This is a genomic window from Bacillus sp. 522_BSPC (genome assembly GCF_001076885.1).
Taxonomy (GTDB): Bacteria; Bacillota; Bacilli; order Bacillales; family Cytobacillaceae; genus Niallia; species Niallia hominis.
In genome coordinates, this window is record NZ_JVDT01000195.1 from 1 (window position 1) to 24,935 (window position 24,935).

At 34.3% G+C, this 24,935-nt stretch carries 25 protein-coding genes and 1 riboswitch; of the genes, 12 read left to right on the forward strand and 13 right to left on the reverse strand.

What is annotated here, in order from left to right:
• Positions 1-347: 347 nt before the first annotated feature.
• The 5 genes from ADJ83_RS16290 to ADJ83_RS16310 form a co-directional block, all read right to left on the reverse strand.
• The gene (locus ADJ83_RS16290; RefSeq protein ID WP_031536940.1) at positions 348-1,622 is read right to left on the reverse strand and encodes an Nramp family divalent metal transporter; all 1,275 of its coding nucleotides are present in this window, start codon (positions 1,620-1,622) and stop codon (positions 348-350) included.
• A gap of 239 nt (positions 1,623-1,861) precedes the next feature.
• On the reverse strand, positions 1,862-2,401 hold the full coding sequence (locus ADJ83_RS16295) for a polymer-forming cytoskeletal protein (RefSeq protein ID WP_031536941.1): 540 nt from the start codon (positions 2,399-2,401) through the stop codon (positions 1,862-1,864).
• A gap of 359 nt (positions 2,402-2,760) precedes the next feature.
• Positions 2,761-3,582 carry a MetQ/NlpA family ABC transporter substrate-binding protein gene (locus ADJ83_RS16300; RefSeq protein WP_031536942.1) on the reverse strand — a complete coding sequence of 274 codons (822 nt, stop codon included), beginning with the start codon at positions 3,580-3,582 and terminating at the stop codon, positions 2,761-2,763.
• A 27-nt stretch (positions 3,583-3,609) separates the two neighbouring features.
• Complete coding sequence (locus tag ADJ83_RS16305) at positions 3,610-4,287, reverse strand: methionine ABC transporter permease (RefSeq protein WP_031536943.1); 678 nt, start codon at positions 4,285-4,287, stop codon at positions 3,610-3,612.
• Complete coding sequence (locus ADJ83_RS16310) at positions 4,277-5,290, reverse strand: methionine ABC transporter ATP-binding protein (protein WP_031536944.1); 1,014 nt, start codon at positions 5,288-5,290, stop codon at positions 4,277-4,279. Before ADJ83_RS16310 ends, ADJ83_RS16305 begins: the two co-directional genes overlap by 11 nt.
• A gap of 117 nt (positions 5,291-5,407) precedes the next feature.
• Positions 5,408-5,514, reverse strand: a riboswitch (SAM riboswitch).
• 171 nt (positions 5,515-5,685) lie between these two features.
• On the opposite strand from ADJ83_RS16310, the gene ADJ83_RS16315 reads away from it, so the two are divergent.
• The 8 genes from ADJ83_RS16315 to ADJ83_RS16350 all read left to right on the forward strand — a co-directional run bounded on the left by ADJ83_RS16315 (position 5,686) and on the right by ADJ83_RS16350 (position 13,484).
• Positions 5,686-5,946, forward strand: a complete 261-nt coding sequence (locus ADJ83_RS16315) for a DUF1871 family protein (protein ID WP_031536945.1) — start codon at positions 5,686-5,688, stop codon at positions 5,944-5,946.
• A gap of 239 nt (positions 5,947-6,185) precedes the next feature.
• Positions 6,186-6,686 (forward strand): Lrp/AsnC family transcriptional regulator, encoded by a 501-nt coding sequence (locus ADJ83_RS16320; RefSeq protein ID WP_031536946.1) that lies wholly within the window; start codon positions 6,186-6,188, stop codon positions 6,684-6,686.
• Positions 6,686-7,858, forward strand: a complete 1,173-nt coding sequence (locus tag ADJ83_RS16325; RefSeq protein ID WP_031536947.1) for an aminotransferase — start codon at positions 6,686-6,688, stop codon at positions 7,856-7,858. Before ADJ83_RS16320 ends, ADJ83_RS16325 begins: the two co-directional genes overlap by 1 nt.
• A 277-nt stretch (positions 7,859-8,135) precedes the next feature.
• Positions 8,136-8,543 (forward strand): S1 domain-containing post-transcriptional regulator GSP13, encoded by a 408-nt coding sequence (gene yugI / locus ADJ83_RS16330; RefSeq protein WP_031536948.1) that lies wholly within the window; start codon positions 8,136-8,138, stop codon positions 8,541-8,543.
• A 243-nt stretch (positions 8,544-8,786) separates the two neighbouring features.
• Positions 8,787-9,998 (forward strand): ornithine--oxo-acid transaminase, encoded by a 1,212-nt coding sequence (locus ADJ83_RS16335; RefSeq protein WP_031536949.1) that lies wholly within the window; start codon positions 8,787-8,789, stop codon positions 9,996-9,998.
• A gap of 253 nt (positions 9,999-10,251) precedes the next feature.
• Positions 10,252-11,415 carry an iron-containing alcohol dehydrogenase gene (locus tag ADJ83_RS16340; RefSeq protein WP_031536950.1) on the forward strand — a complete coding sequence of 388 codons (1,164 nt, stop codon included), beginning with the start codon at positions 10,252-10,254 and terminating at the stop codon, positions 11,413-11,415.
• A 239-nt stretch (positions 11,416-11,654) separates the two neighbouring features.
• Complete coding sequence (locus tag ADJ83_RS16345; protein ID WP_031536951.1) at positions 11,655-13,001, forward strand: glucose-6-phosphate isomerase; 1,347 nt, start codon at positions 11,655-11,657, stop codon at positions 12,999-13,001.
• 150 nt (positions 13,002-13,151) lie between these two features.
• Positions 13,152-13,484 carry a four-helix bundle copper-binding protein gene (locus tag ADJ83_RS16350; protein ID WP_031536952.1) on the forward strand — a complete coding sequence of 111 codons (333 nt, stop codon included), beginning with the start codon at positions 13,152-13,154 and terminating at the stop codon, positions 13,482-13,484.
• 155 nt (positions 13,485-13,639) lie between these two features.
• Here ADJ83_RS16350 and ADJ83_RS16355 read toward each other — a convergent pair whose 3' ends face one another.
• Both ADJ83_RS16355 and ADJ83_RS16360 read right to left on the reverse strand, forming a co-directional pair.
• Positions 13,640-14,638 carry a potassium channel family protein gene (locus ADJ83_RS16355; RefSeq protein WP_331280225.1) on the reverse strand — a complete coding sequence of 333 codons (999 nt, stop codon included), beginning with the start codon at positions 14,636-14,638 and terminating at the stop codon, positions 13,640-13,642.
• An 81-nt stretch (positions 14,639-14,719) separates the two neighbouring features.
• Entirely contained in the window at positions 14,720-15,595 is an 876-nt protein-coding gene (locus ADJ83_RS16360) for a TetR/AcrR family transcriptional regulator (protein WP_031536954.1), read from the reverse strand.
• A 437-nt stretch (positions 15,596-16,032) separates the two neighbouring features.
• Between ADJ83_RS16360 and ADJ83_RS16365 the strand changes: the two genes are divergently transcribed.
• The 3 genes from ADJ83_RS16365 to ADJ83_RS16375 are packed head-to-tail and all read left to right on the forward strand — an operon-like array spanning position 16,033 to position 18,460.
• Positions 16,033-16,770 carry a GTP cyclohydrolase II gene (locus tag ADJ83_RS16365; protein WP_031536955.1) on the forward strand — a complete coding sequence of 246 codons (738 nt, stop codon included), beginning with the start codon at positions 16,033-16,035 and terminating at the stop codon, positions 16,768-16,770.
• A gap of 11 nt (positions 16,771-16,781) precedes the next feature.
• Positions 16,782-17,882, forward strand: a complete 1,101-nt coding sequence (ribD, locus tag ADJ83_RS16370; protein ID WP_031536956.1) for a bifunctional diaminohydroxyphosphoribosylaminopyrimidine deaminase/5-amino-6-(5-phosphoribosylamino)uracil reductase RibD — start codon at positions 16,782-16,784, stop codon at positions 17,880-17,882.
• A gap of 20 nt (positions 17,883-17,902) precedes the next feature.
• Positions 17,903-18,460, forward strand: a complete 558-nt coding sequence (locus tag ADJ83_RS16375) for a 5' nucleotidase, NT5C type (RefSeq protein ID WP_031536957.1) — start codon at positions 17,903-17,905, stop codon at positions 18,458-18,460.
• Positions 18,461-18,586: 126 nt separating this feature from the next.
• Here ADJ83_RS16375 and ADJ83_RS16380 read toward each other — a convergent pair whose 3' ends face one another.
• From ADJ83_RS16380 to ADJ83_RS16390, 3 genes are read right to left on the reverse strand one after another with little or no spacing between them, the layout of a single operon-like run.
• On the reverse strand, positions 18,587-19,063 hold the full coding sequence (locus ADJ83_RS16380) for an Lrp/AsnC family transcriptional regulator (protein WP_031536958.1): 477 nt from the start codon (positions 19,061-19,063) through the stop codon (positions 18,587-18,589).
• A gap of 46 nt (positions 19,064-19,109) precedes the next feature.
• On the reverse strand, positions 19,110-19,649 hold the full coding sequence (locus ADJ83_RS16385) for a chromate transporter (RefSeq protein ID WP_031536959.1): 540 nt from the start codon (positions 19,647-19,649) through the stop codon (positions 19,110-19,112).
• 2 nt (positions 19,650-19,651) lie between these two features.
• Positions 19,652-20,218, reverse strand: a complete 567-nt coding sequence (locus ADJ83_RS16390) for a chromate transporter (RefSeq protein ID WP_031536960.1) — start codon at positions 20,216-20,218, stop codon at positions 19,652-19,654.
• A gap of 409 nt (positions 20,219-20,627) precedes the next feature.
• Between ADJ83_RS16390 and ade the strand changes: the two genes are divergently transcribed.
• Positions 20,628-22,361, forward strand: a complete 1,734-nt coding sequence (ade, locus tag ADJ83_RS16395) for an adenine deaminase (RefSeq protein WP_031536961.1) — start codon at positions 20,628-20,630, stop codon at positions 22,359-22,361.
• A gap of 544 nt (positions 22,362-22,905) precedes the next feature.
• Here the strand turns inward: ade and ADJ83_RS16400 are convergent.
• The 3 genes from ADJ83_RS16400 to ADJ83_RS16410 all read right to left on the reverse strand — a co-directional run bounded on the left by ADJ83_RS16400 (position 22,906) and on the right by ADJ83_RS16410 (position 24,906).
• Entirely contained in the window at positions 22,906-23,226 is a 321-nt protein-coding gene (locus ADJ83_RS16400; RefSeq protein ID WP_031536962.1) for a hypothetical protein, read from the reverse strand.
• Positions 23,223-24,146: an HD domain-containing phosphohydrolase gene (locus tag ADJ83_RS16405; protein WP_031536963.1), complete on the reverse strand. Its 924-nt coding sequence runs from the start codon at positions 24,144-24,146 to the stop codon at positions 23,223-23,225. Before ADJ83_RS16405 ends, ADJ83_RS16400 begins: the two co-directional genes overlap by 4 nt.
• A gap of 505 nt (positions 24,147-24,651) precedes the next feature.
• Positions 24,652-24,906: a general stress protein gene (locus tag ADJ83_RS16410; RefSeq protein WP_031536964.1), complete on the reverse strand. Its 255-nt coding sequence runs from the start codon at positions 24,904-24,906 to the stop codon at positions 24,652-24,654.
• Positions 24,907-24,935 lie beyond the last annotated feature (29 nt).

Sequence of the window (24,935 nt, forward strand, 5' to 3'; positions counted from 1 at the left end):
CGGGGTCTCAGCCTTTCCTCTATTTCCCGCAGGAGTCGAGTGTCTTCCGCTCCATTCCACTTCATTTTTTAAACTTTATTCCAAACCAACAAACACGAACTTTTATGTATATTAACTACATGAAAGTTCGTGTTTTTTATTAGTTGAAATGCTTATGTCACAGCTTCGTCTTTTTACTTGGAATAAGCTTTTTATCCCAATCTTAAACTTCAGTAAGACTAGCCCCTCTCGACTTAGAAGAACTCGAGATAGTGTTAGTCTTACGTCCGTAAAGTAAGGATGGTTCAACTAACCAACAGCAGGGAAATGTAGACAACTCACTGATGGAAGTTTGAGTTTATCCTTACCTATTGAAATGTTTGTATAAGAATAAAGATATTTAATGAAACAATTAAAATAGCCATTATCCACGATATTACCGTAATCCATTTTGTGTTTACTAGACTTCCCATAATGCGTTTTGTACTAGTAAACATTATTAACGGAATAAGAGCAAAGCCGATTCCGAAAGATAAGATTACTTGGCTTGCAACAAGTGCAGTAGTTGGATTAATGCCAAGTGCAATGATGGCAATAGGTGGGACCATCGTAATGACCCTTCTTACATAAAGCGGAATACGAAAATGGATGAATCCCTGCATAATGACATCTCCGGACATTGTACCAACAGATGAGCTAGATAGTCCTGCGATTAATAATCCTAAACCAAATAAAGTGGCTGAAATAGGACTAACTAATTCTCCAAAATAATGAAAGGCTATATCTAAATCTTCCACAAATAATCCATTTTTATGGAACAATGCACTGGAGACGATGAGCATTGCCCCATTAATAAACCCTGCAATCAACATGGCAATAAGAATATCGATGAATTCAAAACGAAAAATTTGTTTTTTCTCTCTATCTGTTTCACCAACAATCCTTTTCTGTGTTAATGCAGAATGTAAATAAATAGCATGTGGCATCACGGTTGCACCTAGTATCCCTGCTGCTAAAATAACGCTATCTATCCCATCGAATTGAGGGGTAAATAACCCGTGGAATAAAGATGAAACATCTGGCTTTGCGAAGAACATTTGAACGATAAAAGAAAGGACCACAATGAATAGCATGGCGGTAATGCCTGCTTCTAAGGAACGATACCCCCGTCGTTGTAATTCAAGAATAGCAAAAGAGCCGACTGCAGCAATAAGACTTGCTTCTAATAAAGGGATACCAAAAAGAAGATATATACCGAGTGCTGCACCGATAAACTCTGCTAAATCAGTTGCCATAATGACAAGTTCGCCCTGTATCCATAATCCGATAGAAACTGGTTTTGGAAACTCTTCTCTTGCGACTTCAGCTAAGTTTTTTCCTGTAGCAATCCCCAATTTTGCTGACAATGATTGAATAATTAATGCCATGATGTTGGAGAAAAGAATAACCCATAATAATAGATACCCATATTTCGAGCCTGCAGCAATATTTGTTGCAAAATTTCCAGGATCAATATAGGCAATCGCAGCAATAAAAGCTGGACCTAAAAACGGGAGTATTCTTTTTAAGCCTTTAACATCTTCGCCTAATATACTTTTGGCAGATTTAGAATGAATATTTTCTATTGATTGATATTTTCGCATTTTTTCACCTGATTTTACTTTGGTTTAAAAAGTTTCATCAACGCAACTTTTATATAAAAGATATTCTTAAATTAGAAAATTGTCAATCTATTTATATAATTTATTATAGGTAATTTTTTGGAAATAATGAGAGGGGATTATTGGAAGCCTTTGTAAAGCGCTTTTTCTTTCATAGCGGTTAGATAGGAAGGATAAAAAAATCCTAGCTGAATAGTCAGCTAGGATACCTAAAAAGCATATTATTGTACTTCTTGAGCACCGGTTACTTCTCCATCAATTACAGCAGATGCTTTGAATTCATCACTCTTGTAATAAACATTACCATCTACTTTTGCAGTAGCATCAACAGTGAAACCATTAGCTTCTACATAAACATCTCCTGCAAATGTACCACCTTGAATTTTGAAGTTTTCACTTTGCACTGTCATTTTAGGAGCAGTTAATGTGAAAGAATCAATGATGTTATGATCGTCATCTTGTGTATAAAGGGCAAGTTTACGGTAAATGTCTTTAGCAGCATCCCCTTTATCGTGGAATTCTCCTGCTACAACAATGTCACTGTCTACTGTTAAATCTTGAAGTGTTGCAACAATCCAAGTTCCATTTTCACTTAATGCACTTGTTAATGCATCGGCTTCATTTACGATAGATGCAGTTGTAACTACATCAGCTGACTCTTCAGCCTTTTCTTCTTTTGGTTCTGACTCTGTATTCCCACAAGCTGTTAAAAGTGCTCCTGCTAAAATAGAAGCAAGTAAAACTTTTGGTGTAATTTTCATGATTGGTTCCCCCTATATTGTCTTGGTTTATGTGAATGGATTCACAATACAACATTATATTAACACATACACTGTAGTTATAGAGAGGGGAGGTGTGTCCAATTTGTGAAAGAAATAAGGTGAAAATGTGACTTTATTTTAATAGTCTGAAAATTACATCACCACTTAAACGGCAACAAAACGCAGCCACAAACTTAGGAGAATATGAGTAATATTTGTGTGTGTTCAACTGTCTGTATAGATATGCATGGTTCGTTTCTTAAAATCTGTTTGGAAAGAACAAAAAAATCAAGCGAGCTACGATATAATGGAAAATATCCAGTGTAGCCCGCTTGATCTTTATTTATTTATTTATTTATTTATTTCATCCATTCAGGCTTTCCGAAGCCTTCAAATTCTTCATCAATAACTTTTTCGAATTCAGGTGATTCAACAGCTGCTTTAATATCTTTAGCAAATGTAGCATCTAAATCTTTTGTATTAACAACTACACGGTTACGATATTGATCCAGCATATTTTCTAGTTGTAGTGCATTCAATAAATCCATTTTAGCTGCTAGTGCGAAGTTACCAGGAACAGCTGATAAGTCTACACTGTCAACAGCGCGAGGTAGCTGTGCTGCTTCAATCGTTTCGAATTTCAGATTTTTAACATTATTTGTCACATCTTTATCAGACACAGTTAATGGGTCTGCATCTTCATCAATTTCAATTAGACCAGCATCTTTTAAAATTAAGAAAGCACGAGCTGCGTTGGTAGGATCATTTGGAATAGCAATTGTTGCACCATCTGTAATGTCTTCCAAACTGTCAAATTTATTCGAATAAATGCCCATTGGAGCAGTTGGCACAGAAATTAACTCAGATATCTCTATGTTATTTTGTTCGGCAAAAGATTCCATGTAAATTTTATGTTGAAACAGATTTGCATCAATGCTTCCTTCTGCTAACGCATTATTAGGCTGTACATAGTCTGTGAATTCTGTAACTTCTACTTTATACCCTTTATCTTCTAGAATTGGTTTTATTGCTTTTTCCACCATATCTGCATAAGGACCAGATGTTGCACCTATATTAATCTCTTTTTTATCACCACTGTCGGCATTGTCTTTCTCTTCTCCACATGCACTTAGTACACTAAATGATAATAGTAATAGAATTCCTAAAAGTAATTTTTTCATTGTCTTTTCCTCCTAAGGTATATATGTTTAACGCTTATCCAGTGCTTTTGACAGTTTATCTCCGAAAAATTGGATGATTTGGACTAAGCAGATGAGAACAACAACAGTTGTAATCATTACAGTATTATCATAACGATAATAGCCATACTGAATGGCAAGGTCACCAACTCCGCCGCCGCCGACAATTCCTGCCATGGCTGAATAAGCAATTAAATTTATAATCGTAATGGTAATACCTTGAATGATTCCTGGTCTTGCTTCAGGTATCAATACTTGCCAAATAATCATCCAGGGCGATGCCCCAATAGCTACAGAAGCTTCAATTACCCCTTTATCAATCTCTCGAAAAGCTTGTTCCACTATTCTTGCAAAAAAAGGAATGGCAGCAACGGATAAAGAAACCGAAGCAGCAGTAGGTCCAATGGTTGTGTTTGTAATCCATTTTGCTAAAGGTAATAGTGCAATTAATAGGATGATAAATGGAATGGAGCGGACCATATTTACAACAAACCCTACAATATTTTTAATAATGGGATTTTCTAGAAATAATCCTTTATCTGTAACAAATAGAAGAATTCCTATCGGTAAACCCACAATAATAGCCACAACAATAGAAATACCAACCATATATAATGTTTCAAAAAAAGCAGAATTTAAATCAGGAAGTAATTCTATAATATAATGCCAATCAATACTAAGAGGCATGGTGGATCACCTCCACGTTTTTAGTACGACCTTTAATATACGCAATCGCTTTTGTAATTTCATCATCAGCACCTGTTAATTCCATAATAAAAATTCCAAGTGGGTTGTTTTGAATGTATTCAATCTTTCCATGAAGAATATTTCCTTTAACTGAATATTGTTGGAAAGCATCCGATATAATTCCTTCTTCTGCAATAACTCCTTGGAAGGTAACCTTAATAATTTTTCCTGTTCGTTCTTCTAATAGATGGCTTGGTAATTCAAATTGAAGAATGCTATTTACAAAACTTTTTGTAAGTTCTTGTCTTGGGTTAGCGAACATATCGTATACAGGCCCTTCTTCAATTACCTTTCCAGCTTCCATAACAGCCATGCGATCACAAATATCTTTTACAACTTCCATTTCATGGGTGATTAAAACGATGGTTAAGCCAAGTTCCTTATTAATTTTTTTTAACAATGCTAGAATTGATTTCGTTGTACTTGGATCCAGAGCAGAAGTTGCCTCATCACAAAGGAGAACGGTTGGGTTATTGGCAAGTGCCCTTGCAATCCCTACCCTTTGTTTTTGCCCACCACTTAATTGGGCAGGAAAGACGTCTTTTTTATCGGTTAATCCTACCATATCGAGTAGCTCTAAAACCCGGGTATGGATTTTTTTTGATGGTAAATTTGCCGCTTTAAGAGCGAAAGCGATATTTTCATATACGGTTTTACTACTAACAAGATAGAAGTGTTGGAAGATCATTCCTATTTTTAATCGAGCAGCTCTTAATTGTCTTTGATTCAATTTTGTTAAAGATATATTATCGATAATGATTTCGCCACTAGTAGGCTTTTCCAATAGATTAAGACAACGAAGAAGCGAGCTTTTTCCAGCACCGCTATAGCCTACGATTCCAAAGATTTCTCCTTTTTGTATGGATAAGGAAACATGGTCTACACCTATAACTTGTTCTTTCTTTGTGTTATATACCTTCACCAAATCGTTAATTTGTATCATTAGAAACTTCAAATCCCCCTTTACATGAACATTTTTCGACTATACTAGAATGTTAAAACCTCCTATAACATAAAAAAACTTCTTTCATTTGAAAGAAGTATCGTATGCATATAGCCGATCTTATCTTTCAGAATAAGTAATTCTGCAGGAGTTAGCACCTTCCTTTAGGAAAGGAGGTTGCTGGATGTCATCGGGCCTGTTCCCTCAATCTCTCTTGATAAGTAAATATGAAATTTTCACTAAATGAATAATAAAACTAAAATACTGAATTGTCAATATAAATTTACAATTTGCAACACACTAAAAGCTTGATTGGATCCCACTTTTTGAACTATGTTCTTTAAGTAGATATATGATAGAATGGTTTTTAGCAAAATGGAACAAAGGGTGACAGAATGAATAGTCAAGAAATGAATTTAGAATTTGTGCGTCTGTTAAATGAATGGGATCCCTTTTCAATAGGGGAAGGGAATTATGATACCGAAATTGCTGATATTCTACAAGCAATCCACGATTTAGATAAGGAAGAAGAGTTAGCAAATGCTATCCAAGCAATTTATGAATTTTCTTTTGAAGAAACGATTCCTTTGGAGAAGTGCTTCACAATCTCGAAAAAACTTATGACCATAAAACGTAGCGGCATCTGTTCACTATAAGGACAGGAAGATGTGTTTAAACAATCTTTATCTGGTCTGAATTCATTCTGTTGGCAAAGTTTAAACTTCGCCTTCGGGTGGATTCCTATCATTAATCCAATGGAAAATGTTCTTTACGCTACCTCTTTTAGAAGCAATGGAGATTAACTAAAAACGAAAGCCCAAAATTAAAAATGTACGAAAAGTTTAGGGATAATTTGATATAATGAGAATATTTCAAGGCGAGCAGGAGGATGAACATGAAATTAACAGAAAAAGAAATTGAGATTGCTGAAATTCTGGAAAAAGATGCAAGGGTATCGGACGAAGATATAGCAAAAATGATAGGTGTAGAGTTAGAAAAAACAAAAGAAATGATTACTAAATTAGAGACAGAAAGTATAGTTGTGCGCTATACGTCCATTGTTGATTGGTCAAAAGTGGAAGGTCATGAAGGGGTTACCGCCATGATTGACGTCAAGGTTACTCCTAAAAGAGGTGTTGGCTTTGATGATGTTGCACAAAGAATTTATCGATTCAAGGAAGTTAAGTCTCTCTATTTAATGTCTGGGGCATATGATTTATCGGTAATTATTGAAGGGAAATCCATGAATGAAGTGGCAAGATTTGTTTCCGAAAAGCTATCAACTCTTGATTCTGTAATTTCGACCACTACTCACTTTATTTTGAAACAATATAAGCATGATGGAACAATATTTGAACCTTCAGATGATGATAAAAGAATTGTGGTGTCACCATAATGAAGCAAACAAAAAGCTATATTGCACAGAAAGTAGAGGAAATGAAGCCATCTGGAATACGCAGATTTTTTGATCTAGCATCCAGTATGGAAGGAGTTGTTTCTCTCGGTGTAGGAGAACCAGACTTTGTTACTTCTTGGTCAACAAGAGAGGCAGCAATTTTATCACTGGAACAAGGATATACCTCTTATACTGCCAATCCAGGGCTATTAGAGCTTCGCGAGGAAATTAGTCATTATATGAAAAAAAGATTTTTGGTTTCCTATGAACCGACTTCTGAAATAATCGTTACTGTTGGTGCTAGTCAGGCAATAGACATCGCTTTACGGGCTATACTTAACCAGGGAGAAGAAGTTATTGTTGTAGAACCGTGCTTTGTTTCTTATGCACCATTAGTAACCCTAGCTGGGGGAGTGCCAATTCCTGTTCAAAGCTTAAAAGAGAATGATTTCAAAATCAAGCCACATCAGTTAGAAGAGGTAATAACCGACCGTACAAAAGCAATAATGATTTGTTCGCCGAATAATCCTACAGGAACAACCCTTTCAAAAGCTGAGTTAGTAAACATCGTGGAAGTTGCAGAAAAACATGATTTGCTTATTCTTTCTGATGAAATATATGCAGAGCTTTGCTATGATGAAGAATATACAAGTACAGCAGCAATAAATAGCGCGTGGGAGCGTACCATTCTTCTATCTGGTTTTTCGAAGGGGTTTGCAATGACTGGTTGGAGATTAGGGTTTGTGTGTGGACCAGAGGAATTAATCCAAGCGATGCTGAAAATCCATCAGTACAGTTTAATGTGCGCGCCGACAATGGCACAATATGCTGGACTTGAAGCATTAAGAAGTGGTCAAAATGATGTCGAAGAAATGAAGAAAAGTTATCGACGCAGAAGGAATTTTATTGTGCAATCTTTAAATGACATGGGGCTAAATTGCCATTTGCCTGGAGGAGCTTTTTATGCGTTTCCTGATATAACCGCAACAAAGATGACATCTGAAACATTTGCTGAAAAGCTATTGATAGAAGAGAAGGTAGCGGTTGTACCAGGTAGTGTTTTCGGAGAAAGTGGAGAAGGGCATGTTCGGTGTTCATATGCTTCCTCGTTACAACAATTGCAGGAAGCAATGAAAAGAATGAATCGTTTTGTAGAGAAACATACGCATTAAGCTAAAAAGAGGTGTTTTAAAAGAAAATCTTCACCATACATTATGTTGTGGATTTTCTTTTATGACACCTTTTTTTATATGAAACGTGTAGTTCAGTCATCATTGATAGTATGACCTAATGGGGTTTACTCGTACATTCAAGACAATAGATTACACAAATTATATAAGGGAATTATATTAGTGAAAATAAATCCTTTTGTATAAATGTCAGATATGTGATATAATCTTATAATGCGTATAAAAGGAAATATTAATATAAACAATTAGGAGTGTTCTCATGTCAGATAAAATCGAAGTTGGAAGTGTTATTAAAGGAAAGGTTACAGGTATTCAGCCTTACGGAGCGTTTGTTTCTTTGGATGAAAATACACAAGGTTTAGTTCATATCTCTGAAGTAACACATGGTTACGTAAAAGATATCAATGAGTTTTTAAAAGTTGGAGATGAAGTGAACGTTAAAGTTCTTTCCATTGATGAAAATGCTGGTAAAATTGGTCTTTCTATCCGCGCTACAGAAGAAGCACCTGCACAACCAGAAGCTGCTAAAGCAAAAAAACCTCGTCCTAAACGTCAAACAGCTGCTTCTGTAGCTGAAACAGAAAACGTACAAGGCTTCAATACATTAAAAGATAAATTACAAGAATGGATTGAACAATCTAATCGTAATGATTTAATTAAAAAATAATTAGTTTTATAAAAAAAGACTGTTGAAAAGGCTAATGCTTCATTTGATTTCATTTGAGGGCTGCTGCTTTGGGGCAGTCTTTTTTTTGTCGTTTTTGCTATTATTAAGCAGGTTATTGACACATAATAAAAGCATAAAATGAATTTTTAGAAAATAGCGCTAATAAAATCTATCCTTCTTTAATAAAATCAGCTAAAGTTAATGTAAAGGTCTTTACATATATAAATGGGGAAGGATGATTGGATGGTTCAAGAATTTAAATCTACTTCATTAATAGAACAGTCAGAGAAATATGGAGCGAAAAATTATAATCCATTGCCAATAGTGATTTCCGAAGCAGAAGGTGTTTGGATAACTGATCCAGAAGGAAATAAATATATGGATATGTTAAGTGCTTATTCTGCTTTAAATCAAGGTCATCGTCATCCGAAAATAATTGAAGCCTTGAAGAGACAGGCAGATCGTGTTACTTTAACATCACGGGCTTTTCACCATGATCAATTAGGTCCTTGGTATGAAAAAATAAGTACACTAACGAACAAAGAAATGGTTCTACCGATGAATACTGGAGCAGAAGCGGTAGAAACGGCTATTAAAGCTGCAAGAAGATGGGCTTATGATTGTAAAGGTGTAGAAAAAGATAAAGCAGAATTAATTGTGTGTGAGGGGAATTTTCACGGAAGAACAATGGGAGCTGTATCCCTTTCCTCTGATGAGGAGTATAAGCGGGGATTTGGACCGATGCTACCAGGTATAAAGATAATCCCCTATGGTGATATAAATCGATTGAAAGAAGCTATTACAGAGCATACGGCGGCATTCATTGTTGAACCAATTCAAGGAGAAGCTGGAATCATCATTCCTCCCGAAGGTTTCATGGAAGCGGCATATCAATTATGTAAGGAAAACAATGTCCTCTTTATTGCCGATGAAATTCAAACAGGTCTATCGAGAACAGGTAAATTATTTGCAAGTGAATGGTATGGGATTGAACCAGATATGTATATATTAGGTAAAGCACTGGGAGCTGGTGTATTTCCTATCTCATGTGTGGTTGCAGATAAGAACATATTAGGAGTATTTAATCCAGGTTCCCACGGATCAACATTTGGAGGCAATCCAATGGCATGCGCTGTATCCATTGCTGCATTAGATGTAATCGTAGAAGAGAATTTAACAGACCGTTCTGCAAACTTAGGAAATTATTTCCTGGAAAAATTAGCTGAAATTAACAATCCGATTATTAAAGATATTAGAGGAAGAGGATTATTTATAGGGGTAGAATTAACGGTTGAAGCTAGACCCTATTGTGAAAAGCTAAAAGAAGTAGGTTTATTATGTAAAGAAACACATGAAACGGTCATCCGTTTTGCACCTCCATTAACGATTACCATTGAAGAGTTAGATTGGGCTTTAGAGCGAATTAAGCAAGTATTAAATGTAAACAATCAATAAAATAAAAATATATAGTTAAAAGCTGGCTGGAAGGTCAGCTTTATTAAGTTAGATGGATAAAGTGATAGATACCTAATAAAGAAACTTCTCCTTACTTGGGGCTTACTATAGGATAAGTGATCAAGAGGATACATATACTATTTGTCGGCTGCATAAGCTTAATCTTTTGATTTTCATAGAAGTTTGTTTAATAATAAGTCATACACTAGGTTTTACATTATTAATTCTTAAAAAATGGAATGGAGGCATTTATTTGGAAAACTTTATTTTTTATAATCCGACAAAACTTATTTTTGGTAAAGGTCAATTAGAACAATTAAAAGATCAATTAGCCTCATATGGGAAGAAGATTCTCTTCGTTTACGGTGGGGGAAGTATTAAGAAAAATGGTCTATACGATAAAGTAATGACTATTTTAAATGAAAATGGCAAAGAAGTATTTGAATTATCTGGTGTAGAGCCAAATCCCCGATTAACTACTGTACAGCGTGGAGTTGATATTTGTAAAACAGAAGGAATCGATTTTATATTAGCCGTCGGTGGAGGAAGTGTTATTGACTGTACAAAGGCCATTGCTGCAGGTGCAAAATTTGATGGCAACCCATGGGAGTTTATTACAAAAAAAGCAGCTCCAAAAGCAGCTTTACCGTTTGGAACAGTTCTAACACTAGCTGCAACTGGGTCAGAAATGAATGCAGGCTCTGTTATTACAAATTGGGAAACGCAAGAAAAAGTTGGCTGGGGAAGTCCATTTACATTCCCTGTGTTTTCTATTCTAGATCCGGAAAATACTTATACAGTTCCTAAAGATCAAACGATTTATGGAATCGTGGATATGATGTCACATGTTTTTGAACATTATTTCCACCTAGAAGAGCATACAGAACTTCAAGATTATATGTGCGAATCTGTATTGAAAACGGTCATAGAGTTTGGTCCGAAGCTTGTTAATGACTTAGACAATTATGAATATCGAGCTGCAATTTTATATTGTGGAACGATGGCTCTTAATGGAATGCTTAATATGGGGTACCGTGGAGACTGGGCTTCACATAACATTGAGCATGCTGTTTCTGCCGTATATGATATACCTCATGGTGGTGGCCTTGCAATCCTATTTCCTAATTGGATGAAACATAACTTATCTGTAAAACCGGAACGCTTTAAACAATTAGCTGTTAGAGTGTTTGGGGTGGATCCTGAAGGGAAAACAGCGGAAGAAGCTGGACTTGAGGGAATTGAGAAGCTTCGTGCTTTTTGGAATGACTTAGGGGCACCTTCTCGTTTGGCTGATTACGATATTGATGATAGTAAGCTTGATTTAATGGTCCAAAAAGCAATGGTAAATGGTGGATTTGGTAATTTTAAAGTGTTGAACGACAAAGATGTTTTAGCGATTTATAAAGCATCTTTATAAAAGAATAAATGAAAAAACATACAAACAATTTATGCTAATTGTTTGTATGTTTTTTCGCTGGAATAATCGTATTCCCTTTCTTATGGGGATAATAGAGAATTAAAAATGAAAAATTGGTGAAAAATGAAAAAAAAAGAAGTTGTATCCGTTTTCATAATGAGTTCTATCTTGATTCCTTTTTCTACTTCCGATAAAGTGGAAGAGGAGTATAAATAAATATTATAATTGGAGGATCATTTATGACACACGTTCGTTTTGATTACTCAAAGGCATTAAGTTTCTTTGGAGAGCACGAAATTACATATTTAGAAGATGCAGTGAAAGTTGCCCATCATTCCTTACATGAAAAAACTGGACAAGGAAGCGATTTTCTTGGATGGATAGATCTTCCTGTTGATTATGATAAAGAAGAATTTGCTCGCATTCAAAAAGCGGCAGAAAAAATTAAAAGTGACTCAGAAGTTTTGCTTGTAATTGGTATCGGCGGTTCTTACCTTGGAGCTCGCGCTGCGATTGAAATGCTAAATCACAGTTTCTATAATTCTTTATCAAAAGAAAAAAGAAACACACCACAAATTATCTTTATTGGAAAAGATATTAGCTCTACATATATGAGTGATGTCATTGATTTCCTTGGGGATAAAGATTTCTCTATTAATGTTATTTCTAAATCTGGAACAACTACAGAACCAGCTATTGCATTCCGTATTTTCCGTAAATTATTAGAACAAAAATATGGAGTAGAAGAAGCAAGAACAAGAATTTATGCTACTACTGATAAAGCAAGAGGTGCATTAAAAACGCTTGCTACAGAAGAAGGATATGAATCATTTATTATTCCTGATGATGTTGGTGGACGTTATTCTGTTTTAACACCAGTTGGTTTATTACCAATCGCTGTTAGTGGCGCTGATATTACAGCAATGATGGAAGGTGCAGCAGCAGCTAGAACTGATTTCGGTACATCAGAATTGAAAAACAACATTGCCTATCAATACGCAGCAGTTCGTAATGTTCTTTATAACAAAGGAAAAACAATTGAAATGTTGATTAACTACGAACCAGGATTACAATATTTCTCCGAATGGTGGAAGCAATTGTTTGGCGAAAGTGAAGGAAAAGACCAAAAAGGTATTTATCCTTCTTCTGCAAACTTCTCAACTGACCTACATTCATTAGGACAATATGTTCAAGAAGGTCGTCGTGATATTTTTGAAACAATTGTAAAAGTGGACAAGCCTCGTCATGAGCTTGTTATTGAAGCAGAAGAAAATGATTTAGATGGATTAAATTATCTTGCTGGTCAAACTATTGACTTTGTTAACAATAAAGCGTTTGAAGGAACACTTCTAGCACATACAGATGGAGGAGTACCAAACCTAATTGTTAGCATTCCGGAAATGAATGAGTATACGTTTGGATATCTAGTATACTTCTTTGAAAAAGCTTGTGCGATTAGTGGTTATTTATTAGGTGTGAACCCATTTGATCAACCAGGAGTTGAAGCATACAAAGTTAATATGTTTGCTTTACTTGGTAAACCAGGATTTGAAGAGAAAAAGGCTGAACTAGAAAGTCGTTTATAAGTCATATTAAAAGAGCTATCGATAACTCAGAAATTCTAAGTTATCGATAGCTTTTTTTATTCCATTACCTTCTATTTGTGGTCCCATATGTTTAAAGAATTCTTATAAGGTTAAATAAATAGAAATGGTTAATAGAAGGAGGAATTAGAAATGCTAGTTGAAAAAGAACAGGTAGTTATTAAATCATTACAGGAATGTATGATTGTATGTAATCATTGCTTAAATGAATGTTTAGCTGAAGATAATGTGTCGGCAATGGTTGATTGTATTCATTTAAATAGAGAATGTATCCAGTTCTGCAGTTATCTTGAACAAGCTATTATTAGAAAGTCACCGTATGCCAAAGAGTTCGCAGAAATTTGTCTATCTGTTTGTGAGGATTGTGCTACTGAATGCAAAAAACATGATCATCGTCATTGCCAATATTGTGCGCAAATTTGTATGGAGTGTGTAGATGCTTGTAAATCATTTCTAGAATCTTAAAATATTGTATGGAAGGAATGCTACGAGCTAATGAAAGCAAAGCCCTAGTTTCTTCATGCAGTGAGTTATAGAATACATTCAATTTTTTCATATTCTGATGCATACTGCTTTTTGTTGGCAAAGCAGTATGCATTGGAAAACTGACATCTCTGGCACTAAGTAATAATAATTAATTCATCCTTTTCTTCCAATACAAAGGAAGAGTTGGGATTTAGATAACTAGTTCCCCCTCTTTTCACTCCTAACAATAACTTCCCATTTGCTAATAAATAATGATTTAATGTCAAATAATCCACTAATTCTTCATTAATATTTTTTAGAGGAATAAATTGAAGTTTTTTATCTTTTAGTTGATTTAAAAGCTCTAGAAATGCAATCATCGTGTCTTGTGAATTTAAGCTATTATGCATAACGAAACTTGTTAGACTATTTGTTTCAATAATTTCATCTGCTCCAGCTCTTTTAGCATTCTGTACTTGTTCTGTAGTAAGTATTTCAACAATACATGGTAAATTTGCATTCAGCCCTTTTATCGCGAGTAAGGTTAAAATCGAATGCATATCTGCTTGCAGTTCTTCTTTGTTTTGGTCTGCAGTTATTATAACCTTATGAGCAGTCAGTATATTAGCCTTTAGTAAAACATAATCTAAATTAGAATTTCCTTTTACAAAATGTATTTTTTCAGGTACTGGATTAGTAGCTAAGGACTCGTCGATTAATGTAACAGGAATATTTTCTCGATCTTTAATAATGGAATGAATCATTAGCTTTGACCGCTCATTCCAACCAATGATAATCAAATGATTTTGTCCTCTATAGGTTGATTTTCCTTCTAAATAGGCATTTTGTTTAGCTACAGCTGCAGTAGCCAATGTCACTAAATAGGTAGAAAGGAACCCTACGCCTGTTAATATTAATGCAATGCCCGTTAATCTTCCAAGAATCGTTATAGGAGCATAGTCACCATAGCCAACTGTGGAGGTTGTTATAATTGCCCACCAAATTCCTTCAAATAAAGTGGGAAATGTTTCTGGCTCAATCCAGGTGATAAAGAACCCAAATAGGATAATAATAGTTAAAGAAATCGTTAATACACGTATACTCAACGGCAATCTTAAAAATCTTGAGAGCATGGAATTAGGCAAAGTAGACACCTCTTAAAGTTGTTATCCTTTGCATTATTGACCAATAAAAAAGCTTTCATAATCATATGAAAGCTTTTTTATCCAGTATTCTTAAAGTGCTATATGATAAAAATTAGCAATTGTTTGTTGTTCTTCTCTCAGAATTTCATAATTATTCAAGTTAGACAGCATTCCTTTGATAATAGGAATCCTTGGCTTATCGGCATCAATTTCTGTCATTAACACTTCCATTGTTACTTCGATCTCTTGTTTAGTTGAAAGGTGCTCGACTTTACTTAGAATCGAGTTAACAGCATTGATAATTTGCTGGTGGCTATCTTCTAGAAAGTTTATCTTAGGTTTCTTTATAATATATTTTATAAAATCATTAGATATTAGTGGTGGCTCGTTATTTGCATCCATATCCGATATAATAGAATCTAATCTTTTCAAAAGATAATTGGAAATATCTTTTGTTGAAACATTGCTTGATTCTAGAATTACAATTTTTAAAAAAGAATGGACAAGGCCTTCCTGAATTATTAGAAGGTCTAGAAGGTATTTTTTCTTCTCTTCACCATAAATAGCATGGAGACCTTTGAGATGATAATTTTGCATTTCTGATTGCATGCGTAATAATAAATCTTTAATAGAGCTATTTAATGGGATTGCCTGTTCTTTTGACTGCATGATGATAAATTCTTTATGCTTTAAGGCGTGGCTAAACATAAAAGTAAGCTGATCCATGTATTTTTCTCTAGCAGGGATTGATTTTAGGCTGATTTCTTCAAAAATATTAATTAGTTCATCATAATAATATTGCAAAATTTTATAAAGAAGAGATTCCTTTGATTTAAAATATAAATAAAAGGCGCCTTTTGATATCCCACAATCACTTGCAATTTCTTGTACAGATGTTGAAGAAAATCCCTTTTGTGCAAAAAATTTTATTGCTGAATCAATAATTATTTTTTCTTTTTCTTTCACGTATTTTCCTCCTACGCTTATAGGAAATAATTAAATGACTAGTTGGTCAAATTGTCCCGAATTCATGACTAAGTAGTCAAATTATATAGTATATAACAAAAGAAAGCAAATGAATAGGATTTTCTAAGTCATGCTTGTATGAATATAAAGGAGCTTTTTACATTGTACGAATGAAGGATTTGCTATATGATAATAGTTATCACTAGGCTGACGAGTGGAAACGTCGAGTAATCCAATTGGTTAAATTAATTATTTATATGCTATTTACTTGACGCTCTATCCTTATGATTATAAACTTACTTACATATAGTAAGTATCATGAGGCTTACTGATTTTCACGTCCAATACGGATGATTAGTGGAAGAAAATTCTACATGATATATTTATATTGCTAATACAAAATAAAGAATACAACAGACAATAAAGGAGATTTTCGGATGGATCAAAATATTATCGATCTTCTTCAAAATAAAATGGAAATAATCGCATTTAATGAAGAGCAGAATTTAAGTTTAGTTGGACCAGTAAAACTGCCAGTACAACTGGGCGACCAAGTAGAAGTTTTTCAATGGTATACATGGTTACCAATCAATAAAAACCAAACGAAAGAAGAAGTCTTACGTTCATTACCGAATTTAAGCTTAGCTGAATATCAGCAATCATCTGTTTTAGTATATGGTGACTTCGCTAATGATGAAAATGCTTTAATACGTATGCATAGTATTTGTCATACTGGTGATATTTTTGGAAGTAAGAGATGTGATTGTGGATATCAATTAAAAGAATCAATGCGCATGATAGTGGAGAATGGGAATGGTGCCCTTTTCTATTTGGCAAATCATGAAGGCAGGGGGATTGGTTTATTTACAAAATCTCTCGCTTATATTTTACAAGAAAATGGGTTAGATACCGTTGAGGCAAATCTTGCACTTGATTTTCCAGATGATATGAGAAGTTATGAAGCACCGATAAAAGTACTTCAAGCTCTTCGACAAAAACCAGTGAAGTTAATTACAAATAACCCCAAAAAATTAGAGGCTCTAAAGAAACTTGGGCTTACAGCAGAGGAAAATGTTCCGTTATGGGGGGATGTTTCACCCTTTAATGAGAATTATTTAAAGACGAAAGTAAATAAATCTGGTCATATTCCTTTGAAAAATACAGTTACCATTTAAGGAGCATAGGTATGAAGCATGATCAAGAGTATATGAAGTTAGCATTGGAGCTTGCAGAATCTGCATTAGGTAAGACAAATCCCAATCCAGTAGTAGGTGCTGTGATTGTAAAGGATGGGGTAATTGTCGGCACAGGTCTTCATCGTAAAGCTGGGGAACCACATGCTGAGGTTCACGCTTTTAATATGGCAGGAGACCATGCAATGGATGCAACACTATATGTAACCTTGGAGCCTTGCTCGCATTATGGAAAAACACCTCCATGTGCATTGCTGGTTAAAAATTCAGGGGTAAAGAGAGTGGTTGTTGCAACAGAAGATCCTAATCCTCAAGTTGCTGGTCGAGGTATTAGCATCATAAGAGAAGCAGGAATTGAAGTGGAAGTTGGGATTTTAAAAAAAGAGGCACAGCAATTAAATGAGCGTTTTATTCATAATATGATACACGAAATGCCCTTTGTTATTTCAAAAGTTGCCATGACCTTGGATGGTAAAATTGCCACACATACTGGACATAGTCAATGGATTACTGGAGAAACAGCAAGAAAAGAAGTGCATCTTTTAAGAAACAAAGTAGATGGTATATTAATTGGTGTTGGGACAGTATTAGCAGATAATCCAAAATTGACAACCCGATTAGATGGACCTTCAAAGAACCCGATTCGAATTATCTTGGACACGAATTTACGAACACCCTTAAATGCTAATATAACAGATTGTAAAGAGGCACAAACGATCATTGTTACGGCTGCAAATATTGATTCAGAGAAAGCAATGGCATTGAAAGGAAAGGGAGTTGATTTGCTAGCTGTCTCTTCTATTAATGGAAAATTAGATTTAAAAAATGCATTACAACAATTATACAAAATCGGAATAACGGATATCCTTCTTGAAGGTGGAAGTGAAGTAAATGCAAGCTTTATGCGCGAGGGACTAATTCAAAAGTATTTAGTATATATTGCTCCTAAAATAGCAGGGGGGGCTAATTCCTATACGCCATTTAGAGGGGAAGATATCGAAAAAGTCGATGAGGCGGTTCCATTACGTTTTGAAAAGACGGAATGGATAGGAGAAGATATTAAAATAACTGCTTATCCGATAAGGAATGCATAGAATCTATGTGGAGGAAATAAATGAAGTTCGGATTTGATATAGATGATACGCTGATCAATTTAAGACAGCATGCCTTTAATATTTATAATAAAAAGCTTAAAAAGAATATTCCATTAGCAAGCTTTCATGCATTGAAAACGGTAGAAATTCACGAACCATTTGGATTGAATGCTATCGAAGGAAAGCAACTATGGGATTCACTTCGAGAAGAAATATATTTTACAGATTGTTCGCCTTTTCCTGGAGCTGTTGAAGCTTTAAATGAACTTGTTCATAATGGCCATCAAGTTTATTATATTACAGCGCGAAATAAACAATTTGCAACAAAAACAAAGGAGTGGATGAAGGAGATAGGTTTTCCTGTTGTGGATCATCACTTTTATTGCGGAATGGAAGATCATGAGAAAATAACGATTATTCAAAATCTCAAATTAGATTATTATTTTGACGATAAGCCAGCTGTTCTGGAAACGCTCATAGATCATTCTACACAGCTTTATGTGAAAGACCATCTTTATAATGAGCATCTTGAATGGAATCGAATAAAGGATTGGAAAGAGCTAAAGCAATTATATTAGTTTCTTACTCCAAAAATAAATGAGGCTGGGGTATAAGCATCTCAACTAATAATAAACACGAACTATAATGTGATTAATGTTATTTAGTTTTGTCCCAGCCCCATTTATTCTTATTTTATCGGAGTCTTATAGCTTCATTCCGATTCTGCTTTTATATCGTTTGATAAGGATTTGGCAGTCTACACTTGCAACGCCTTTTGTTGCATAAAGCTTATTTGTTAAAAATGTCTCCATCTCTTGGTTATCGTAAAATATGCCGTGCATATGTAATTTACTTGGACCAGTCATATGATATAGGCTGGTGACAGCAGGATCCTCTGCCAGTGTTCTTGCAACTTCCTCTAAATAGGATGGTTCCACATCTACATTAAAAAAAGCTGACACTGTTTTCCCAACTTTAGCAGGATTAATGACCGTTGTGAATTGCTCAATAATTCCTTTTTCAAAAAGCGTATTCACTCTTGTTTGAACAGCTACTCGTGAAATACCGATTTCTTTGCCGATATCAGTATAAGAAATGCGGCTGTTCTCGTGTAGTAGCGACAATATCTGTCTATCTATTTTATCTAGCTTGATATTAGGCACATAAAAATTTTTATCCATAAAAAAATCCTCCAACAAAAGATTCATCTACTTTCCAAATCTAAGTTTAGCTCAAGTGAGGAACAACAAGCCCTCCATAAAGAAAGGCAAGAACAATAACTATTGCTGGGTGTACTTTCCATTTTTGTAACAATAAAAAAGCGATTAATGCAATCGCTGCAGATTGAATGATCCCGATGGAATGGTAGGAATCTTGAAACATCTCAAACGTCAATACAAGCATTAAAGCAGTAATAACTGGTTGTACAAGCAGGGTCATCCCTTTTACAATCATTGAGTCCTTATGTTTCCTCATTAGTTTTAATAAAAAGATAAGCCCTATAGCAGAAGGTAGAATCGTTGCTATTAACGCAACAGCAAATCCTCCCCATCCACCTACTCCATAGCCTACATAGGCAGCGATCTTTGTAGCAACTGGTCCTGGTAACGCATTAGCAAAAGCCAACATATTGGAGAATTCGGTGTTAGATAGCCAATTGTATCGATTAACTATTTCTTCATACATTAAGGGGATAGAAGCTGGGCCACCACCATATCCTAATAAATTAGCTACTAGGAAACTGAGAAAAATACTCACAAAAATCATATTTACATTCCTCTTTCTTTTTTATGTAAGAATTTCTGTTTTAATTTAAAATGGAAGGCTCCATAGGTTAGAAAAATGAGTACGACAATACCAGGGTGTATCGAAAATGTTTGTAATAAGAGGAGACAGACAATTGTTAAGCCGATACCAACATAGATTCCTAGTCCTTTCACTGCTTTTTCTCCAAATTCATATGCCATTAAGCCAAGCATTACCGAAATTACAGGTACAACTGCCGAGACCATACTTGTTATTATTGGCGAATGACTAAGAATAGATATAAATGAAAATAAGAATACCATAGCTAAACAAGTCGGCAAGATGTGAGCGAAGACGCTAACAATTGCTCCAACGGTCCCTTTTTGACGATAGCCTAAATAGGCGGCAATTTTCGTTGCAATTGGTCCAGGAAGAGTGTTCGCAATGGCTAACACATCCCCAAACTCCTCATTATCCATCCACTTATACTTAGTCACCGCTTCGTGACGAAATAATGGGATTACGGAAGGGCCTCCACCAAATCCAAAAATACCTGAACGTAGCATCGCTAGAATTAAATCTTTATACATATAATTATTTCTCCTTTCTTTACAATTGAAACGACAGAGGGGAATCATCATTACGATACGTAATTATAATATCACTTATTTCGATAATATGTTTAAATAATATGTAAAAACAATACTAATGGGAAGTAAAGTTGCAGTAGTATGTGCGTTGAAAAATAAATCAACATATAATAAAATGATAAAAATATATTTAAAATTAGAGTTATCTTTCTCTAGCTTTCGTAAATAACCATTCATTATACCATTCCTATGCACGATGAATTAAATATTAGTATAGTTGGTGTTGATTTTATTGCAGAATGATCTGTTTACAAGAAACAATTTATACGAAAGTAGCCTTCCTTAAGTAGGTTTGTTGTAGCACTTTGTAAAATGTGAATATTCGGAATTAACGAGGAGGGATTTGTTCTTGAGAGATAAATTGGAAAAAAGAATTAGAGTTTCTGCGAAAAAAGAACTTGCTGATTTAGTAATTACCAATGCAAAAATTGTCAATGTTTTTACTGGTGAAATAATGACAGGAGACGTTGCGATCGCGGATGATACAATCGCTGGAATTGGTAGTTATAAAGGCAAAAGTATGGTTGATGCGAAAGGAAAGTATTTAATTCCTGGTCTTATTGATGGTCATGTACATATTGAAAGTAGTATGCTCACACCTCAGGAATTTGCGAAAATACTATTGTTGCATGGTGTAACCACAGTAATAACGGATCCACATGAAATTGCAAATGTTGCAGGTGCAGATGGCATTCAGTATATGTTAGATAAATCCGAAAATCTTCCATTGGATATTCGTGTGATGCTGCCATCTTGTGTACCTGCTGTTCCAGAAGATTCCAATGGTGCAACCTTATATGCAAAAGATTTAGAGGCTTTTTATTCCCACGAAAGAGTATTGGGATTGGCAGAAGTAATGGATTTTCCATCTGTATATGAGACGAACTTGAATATGATTGATAAGTTGGTGCTGACCAAAAAAAATAATCGCTTAATCGATGGTCACGCGGCAGGTATTGAAAGAGAAAAATTAAATGTTTATAGTGCTGCAGAAATCAGGAATGATCATGAAGCGACAACGTTACAAGAAGCAAAAGATCGTTTAGATTTAGGAATGTATCTAATGATAAGAGAGGGTACTGTTGCCAAAGATTTGAAAGCTTTATTGCCTGCTGTAACAACGAGAAATTCACGAAGATGTTTATTGGTAACAGACGATAAATTAGTAGATGATTTAATAGAAGAAGGTAGTGTAGATCATAGTGTGCGCATAGCGATAGAGCAAGGGCTAGACCCTATTATTGCCATTCAAATGGTGACAATTAATGCGGCTGAATGTTTTCGTTTAGAATCAATTGGAGCAGTATCTCCAGGCTATCAAGCTGATTTTCTGCTTGTCGATAATCTTGAAGAATTAACCATTCACAGTGTATTTAAAAAGGGTGAATGTGTGGTAGAAGATGGGAAACTACTAGAAGAGAAGCTAATTGAACATTCCTATTTGGCTACTAATTTACCGCCGATAAATTGTGCAAAAGTAACCTTAGATGATTTAAAACTTCCCTTAGCATCTGATTTATGTCATATTATCGAAATTATTCCGAATAGTATTGTTACAAATGAAGTAATTGAAAAAGTAGAAGTGGAGAATGGGAATTTTAAATCTTCTTTGAAGAAAGATCAACTGAAACTAGTTGTTGCTGAGCGACATCGCGAAACTGGAAATGTGGGAAAAGCAATAGTAAAAGGATTTGGATTTAAAAATGGTGCAATCGCCACAACTATTTCTCATGATTCCCATAATATCGTAGCAGTTGGAACAAGTGATGAAGACATATTGTTGGCAATTAATGAGTTGCAAAATATAAATGGGGGAATAGTGGTAGTATCTGAAGGATTAGTAGTTGCCACGCTCCCGTTACCGATTGCTGGGTTGATTTCAGATCAAGATTATTTAACCCTGTATGAACAGCTAAAGTCATTAAATCAAAAAGTAAAAATTCTGCAAGGAAATGATACGTTTAATCCTTTTCTAACCTTATCTTTTCTATCATTAACTGTAATTCCTACCTTAAAGCTTACAGACAAAGGATTATTTGACTTTCATTCTTTTACTTATAAAGATGTAGCAGTTACTAAATAATAGATTTTTTTCTTTTTTAATCTTTTGTTCATTATTTGTTCATAATTATTCGATATTCTATAAATAGGTTAAGAGTTTCCCCTCTTAAAATATATTTGACCCGAAAGAGATTTCGGGTTTTTTCTTTTTTAGCCCATGATTATCTTGATAATGTAGAGTTCTATATTGAATAATGGAAATTGAATGTTTAAAGTCGCCAAAAAAAGTGAATACTTTTATAAGAGTATACAAATTAATCCATATAGACATATAATTTATCATTAATTTAGTAATAATGAAAGCGTTTTCTGATATAATGAATGTATAGATCATCTACTTACTAATGAGGAGTGGATAATGATGGAAGAACAAGCAAATTTTTTTAATGGGCTAAAATGGGGAGTAATTATTAGTATACCTTTGTGGATTTCGTTTTTTGGCTGGATAAAGCTAATTATTAATATGGCATAGAGAATTCTTTAAAAGATTAAAATAATGACATAAAAAAAGTGCATGCCCAAGAATATTACTTAGTCATGCACTTTTTTTAGTTACTCTGACGTACTTACATTTGTGGAAGTGGGGGATCAATTCCAAGCACTTTTTCACCGTCAACTGTTAACCAAATATAGTAATGATCAATTTCTTTACCTATAATCTTTTCAATTTTTGCAATTAATTTTTCTTGAACATCAAAAGACAGATTTGCAGTTTGTTCACCTAATGGCACATTTTTAAGACCAAGACTATCTGCAATTTGTCTTGCTTGATCATAAGATACCTCAATGTATTTGTCATACTCTGGTAAGTAAGCAGCTTCTGCTGGCTTTACTTGAAATGACACTATTAATACTACTGCTAATAAACTCCATACTAATTTTTTCATAAGTTCTCTCCCTTTTCATAATTTAATATTTCTTCTTTTAGTGCTATAAAAGTATCGACCACTAAGGGGTGATACATAGTACCCCGGTTATTTAGAATATCTTCAAATGCTTCTTCTTTTGATTTTCCTTTTTTATAGACTCTATCTGTTGTCATAGCATCGAATGAATCAACTACTGAGATAATTGCAGCTTCTATAGATATTTCATCTTCTTTAAGGGCTTTTGGATATCCTTTCCCATCGTATCTCTCGTGATGTTGTTCAACTATTAATCCAACTTCACATAAAACAGGTATTTTTGTTTCTTCCAATAAGTCCCTACCGAATGTAGTATGTTTTTTCATAACTTCAAACTCTGATTCTGTTAATTTACTTGGTTTTAATAGAATTTCAAGCGGAACTTTAACTTTTCCTAGATCATGAAAAAATGAAGCGAGGTTTAATCGAGTTATTTGCTTTCTATTTAAATTTAAAGCTTCTCCTACTAACAGAGAATATTTTTTAATTCTTTCACAATGATCAACTGTATAGCCATCTTTTTCTTCAATAGCAATTGCAAGATCCATTAAATCTTTTGAACATTTACTATAATAATGGAATACTGGTTGACTTGTTACGTAAATAAATTCAGTAATTTCATCTGAATGGAATATACTATATTTTTTTATAGGATTTTCAAAAAAAGATTGTCCAGCATTTAATTCGATAACTTCATCATCGGTGTGGTAATGCATTTTTCCTTTAAGGATATAAAAGTATTCAAAGCCATCCCACCCCTCTTCAGGAGTCATTGCCCAACTAGATCCAGGCATCATCTTATGATATATAATTTCTGTTCCATCGCCAGCAGCTATTAGTGAAAGTTGTAAGCCTCTAATATTTACTGTTTCTATAAATTCTCCCGTATTAATAATGGCCACAATTTACTCCCTCTCTTTATACAATAAAAATAGATTAGTATAATCTATATAATTTCAATTATAGTTATTTTAAATCATTAATAATTTAATTTTAATAGGTATTATTGATTATATTATACTATATTCTTAAAAGGGAGGATATTATCGAAATATGTAAAACTTAACAAAAATATTGTATCAAAAGTTGGATGGAAATAATAGCTCTAATTGTAAATACTGTTAATTAAGAAAAAATTACTAGATAATAGAATGATAGACAAGTAACTCCCAATCATTATAAATATTGGTAATCAAAATCAAACCTTTGAATAACGTCTGCTGATATTGTATGATAGAAAGTAACTATTAATAGGTAAAAAGGGACTAACCGTTGCAAAGTGTCACTTTTTGCAACGGTTAGTCCCTTAATCGCTATAGTTTTTAATTTTTTTTGTTCCTTTTTGGTGGAATATCTACCGGGATATTTAACATAAGTTAAATTAGATAATGGATATGTCGGTATCCATTAATCATTGTCGTTACGAGAATTTCCGCCTTTTCGGCCAATTTCTTGGTAGAATTCTTTATCGTGGTTATCAGAAGTTGCCTGTCCACCTTTTTTACCGATTTCTTGGTAAAATTCCTTGTCGTGGTTGTCAGAGGTAGCTTCTCCACCTTTTTGTCCAATTTCTTGGTAAAAATCCTTATCGTGATTTTTAGAAGTAGCTTCTCCGCCTTTTCTTCCTGCTTCTTCTCTGCTCATTTTGTTGTTGTCTGCCATTTCTATCACTCCCATAAAAGATTTTTAAT